This window comes from Phytoactinopolyspora endophytica (assembly GCF_004138495.1).
GTDB lineage: Bacteria > Actinomycetota > Actinomycetes > Jiangellales > Jiangellaceae > Phytoactinopolyspora > Phytoactinopolyspora endophytica.
In genome coordinates this window covers 72,096-75,799 of the sequence record NZ_ML142853.1, presented here as the reverse complement: position 1 = coordinate 75,799, position 3,704 = coordinate 72,096, and the positions used below count along the sequence as shown (strand labels likewise).

Below are 3,704 nucleotides of genomic sequence, written 5' to 3'. Positions count from 1 at the left end.
ACGAGGTCTGGGCTAGCCGTGCCGTCACTGCCGACTCGGCCCACGACCTCTTCGACTGACGAAAGGGCCGAGCGGGGACCTCCATGTGCTCGACGGATCGCATCCCGAGCGCCGCGATCGGCTGCGCCGGTTGCGCGAGCTGTACGGGTTCCTGGTAGGGGAACTCCCCGCCACGTTCTCCCGTGATCATCAACCGTTGACCGCGGTATGGCCGGTCTGCCCGTTGATGATCACGGGAGTCTGGTGTGCTCTGCACGAATGCGGTGCCGACGAAGCCCGGCGAGATTGTCGTGACACGCACCCGGGGCCGGGCTTCCTGGCGTAGTCCCTCGGCGATCGCGCGTGCCGCGTTCTTGGTGCCCGCGTAGACAGCCATGCCCGGGGCGACCGTCAGGCCTGGCGTTGACACGGTGTGCACGAAGTGTCCGGAGTCTTGCTCTCGAAACGCGGGCCATACGGTTGGCGATGGGCGGCTGCCCAGACGGCGAGTCCCGCGGCGCCGTAAGTCGCTCCGAGCAAACAGGAGCCCCACCATCCCCATGTGGCGTAAGCCCATGTCGTGGTGACCGCACCGAGCGCAGAACCGAGTGAGTAGAACGCCATGTAGGTGCCAATGACGCTGCTGGCCCGGTCAGGGTGTGCTGTGGTCAGAATGTGCTGGCTGCTGACGTGGACCGCCTGGACCGCGAAGTCGAGCAGGACGATGCCCGCTATGACCAGCCAGAGTGTGACTCCGGTCTGTGCAACGAGCAGCCACGAGGCGACGAGAACGGCCAGCGACCAGCCCGTCACAGCCTCGGCACGTCCGGCATCGGCCCAGCTGCCGGCGCGGGCAGCCCCGAGCGCCCCGGCCAGGCCTGCGATGCCGAGCAGCCCGATCTCCGTGGTACTCAGATGCCATGGTTCGGAACTGAGCGGGAGCGCAAGTCCGCTCCATAGGGTCCCGAAGGAGGCGAACAGAAACAACGAGATCAGGCCTCGACCGATGAACAACCGATCGCCGACGACGAGGCGGCCCATCGAGCCCAGCACTTCTGTGTACCGGGTGGTCCGCTGGCGTGTGTCTGGGCTGAACATACGTGGCACGACTACCGCAAGTGTCAGGCAGAGCACGGCAAGGACGATGTAGACGGCCCGCCAGTCGATCATGTCGCCGAGCGCGCCTGCGACGATGCGCACGCCGAGAATTCCGACGACGACGCCGGACGTCACAGCGCCGATGTTGCGTCCGCGCTCGTGAACAGGTGAGACCGCTGCGACGTAGGCGACCGTGACCTGGACAACGACCGCGAAGACGCCTGCGAAGCCGAGTCCGAAGACAGCTACCGCTCCGTTTGGAGCGACGGCCATTGCTAGGGCACCGAGGGCCGTCAGCACGAGGTGCACGGTGATGAGCCGTCGGCGATCGAGGAGGTCACCGAGCGGCACGAGCAGGAGGAGCCCTGCGAGGTAGCCGATCTGGCCTGCCGCGACGAGCCACCCGGACGAGCGCGAGGTCATTCCCAGGTCGGCACCCGCCACCTCGAGAACCGGCTGAATCGCATAGATGGTGGCCACAGCCACCGCGCACACCAGCGTGAGCACCAACCGCTGCGCACCCGTCACTCCCACGGACACCCTTGCCTCCAATGAGTAGCAAATTGCAACCGACTTGAAAGCTAGGGCATAATGGTTTCAAAATGCAACTCATGTAGGAGGTGGCCCGATGGCCGCGGCGCTCTCGGCCGACGTCGAGTGGACCGATCCCACCTGCCCGGTAGCTCGCGCAGTGGATCTCGTCGGTGACCGCTGGATCCTGCTCATCATCCGCGATGCCATGGATGGGGCTTCGACGTTCACTGACTTCCATCAGCGGCTCGGTGTCGCGCGCAACATCCTGAGTGACCGCCTGCGCCGGCTCGTCGAGCATGGCATTCTCAGCAAGGAGGCGCAGGCAGTCGGCAAGCGACACGTCTACGCACTGACTGAAGCCGGAGAAGACCTGTTCATCGCCATCGTTGCCATGCGCCAGTGGGGCGAGCGACATGCGTTCAGTCCAGAAGAGTCCCACTCTTCGCTGGTTGACCGTGCCGGGGAGCCCGTGCCGGAACTGCAGCTACCCGCAACCGACGGGAATCCACTCACGGCGGCAACGACGCATGTCCGGAAGGTCAGCTAGGAAACGGCGAGGGAGGGGCGGCAGTCTCGAATGGCGTCCGGTCAGGGGCTGGTCAGGATGACCAGTTGCTGGGTCGCCCGGGTCATGGCGACGTAGCGGTCGACCGCGCCTTCGACGCCCGTGCCGAACTCCTCTGGGTCAACGAGGATGACAAGGTCGAACTCGAGCCCCTTCGCGAGCTCCGGCGTCAGCGATCGGACGCGAGACGTCTCCTCGAAGGCGGGATCGCCGACGACGCAGGCGACGCCTTCGGCATGCGCGTCGAGCCACTGGTCGAGGATCGGGCCCAGGTCAGATGTCGATCCGTGCACGACGGGGACGCCGGTGCTGCGGATGGATGCCGGCACGTTGGCGTTCGGGAGCACGGACTGTATGACCGGCTCGGCCGCTGCCATGACCTCTTCCGGCGTCCGGTAATTGATGCTCAGGGATACCAGGTTGATGTTGTCGAGCCCGATCCGTTCGAGCCGTTCCCGCCATGACTCCATGAACCCGCGCCTGGCCTGAGCACGGTCTCCGACGATGGTGAAACTCCGGGACGGGCAGCGCAGCAGTAGCATCTGCCATTCGGCGTCGGTCAGCTCCTGCGCCTCGTCCACGACGATGTGCGCGAACGGGCCGGCGAGCAGATCCGGGTCGGCGCTGGGCAGTGCGGTCTCGTCGACCAGAGTGTTCTGTAGATCCTCTCCGCGCAGCATCGACATCACGTTCATATCGGAGTCGTCGGTCGCGATCAGGTCGTCGACGACGTCGGCCATGCGCGCGCGACCGGCGGCGACGGCGGCGTCGCGCTGGCGCTTACGACGCGCCGCCTCCGGGTCGCCGAGCCGCTGCCGGGCGGCGTCCAGGAGCGGCAGATCGGACACCGTCCAGGCATGGGCGTCGCCGCGCTGCAGCTTTCGAACCTCGTCGGGATTCAGCCAGGGAGCGCACATGCGCAGGTAAGCCGGGACCGACCACAGGTCTCCGACGAGATCAGCCGGTTCGAGCAGCGGCCACGCTCTGTTGAAGGCTTTGATCAGCTCCCTGTTCTGCAGCAGCGACCTGCGGAGCAGATCTGGTGATACGCCGTCGTCATCGTGCTTGTCGATCAGGATCGTGAGCAGCTCCTCCCAGACCTGATCGCGTGCCTCGTTGTGCGCGGTGCCGGGTTCCGCTGCTTCGAATGCCTCGGCCCAATCGGCCGTGCTGAGCCAGATGTCGGACCAGTGCGTCTCTACCGTCATCCCCTGGGTGGGTGGCTCCTCGTAAAGCCTGACGGCCGGCTCGATGGCCCGCACCATGTCCGCTGACGACTTCAGGCGGGCGACATCCGGGTCGGCCTCGGTCGCGGCTGTGCCTCCCTCGGGAACGAAGTCCCGCAACGTGCAGGTCTGGACGCCCTCCTCTCCAAGGCTGGGGAGGACGTCGGCGACGTAGGTCAGGTAAGGCTGGTGCGGCCCCACGAACAACACGTCGCCCCGGCGGTGACCGAGACGAGGGTCGGAGTAGAGGAGATAGGCAGACCGGTGCAGCGCGACGACGGTCTTCCCGGTGCCCGGACCGC

Annotated in this window: 4 protein-coding genes and 1 pseudogene; 2 read left to right on the top strand and 3 right to left on the bottom strand. The window is 66.3% G+C overall.

Annotation, left to right across the window (positions count from 1 at the left end):
- The first annotated feature begins 85 nt into the window (after positions 1-85).
- Positions 86-325, top strand: coding sequence for a hypothetical protein (locus ELR45_RS42675; RefSeq protein WP_420813873.1), 240 nt, complete (start codon positions 86-88; stop codon positions 323-325).
- Here ELR45_RS42675 and ELR45_RS42670 read toward each other — a convergent pair.
- A pseudogene (locus ELR45_RS42670) lies at positions 239-451 on the bottom strand (SDR family oxidoreductase); the annotation flags it as partial. The gene ELR45_RS42675 and the pseudogene ELR45_RS42670 overlap by 87 nt on opposite strands.
- Positions 391-1,617, bottom strand: a complete 1,227-nt coding sequence (locus ELR45_RS40750; RefSeq protein WP_129665989.1) for an MFS transporter — start codon at positions 1,615-1,617, stop codon at positions 391-393. The gene ELR45_RS40750 and the pseudogene ELR45_RS42670, both read right to left, overlap by 61 nt.
- 88 nt (positions 1,618-1,705) lie before the next feature.
- On the opposite strand from ELR45_RS40750, the gene ELR45_RS11120 reads away from it, so the two are divergent.
- On the top strand, positions 1,706-2,158 hold the full coding sequence (locus ELR45_RS11120) for a winged helix-turn-helix transcriptional regulator (protein WP_129665987.1): 453 nt from the start codon (positions 1,706-1,708) through the stop codon (positions 2,156-2,158).
- 41 nt (positions 2,159-2,199) lie between these two features.
- On the opposite strand, the gene helR is transcribed toward ELR45_RS11120, so the two are convergent.
- Positions 2,200-3,704: RNA polymerase recycling motor ATPase HelR (gene helR / locus ELR45_RS11115; protein WP_205856403.1), on the bottom strand; the 1,505-nt coding region annotated here is incomplete at its 5' end.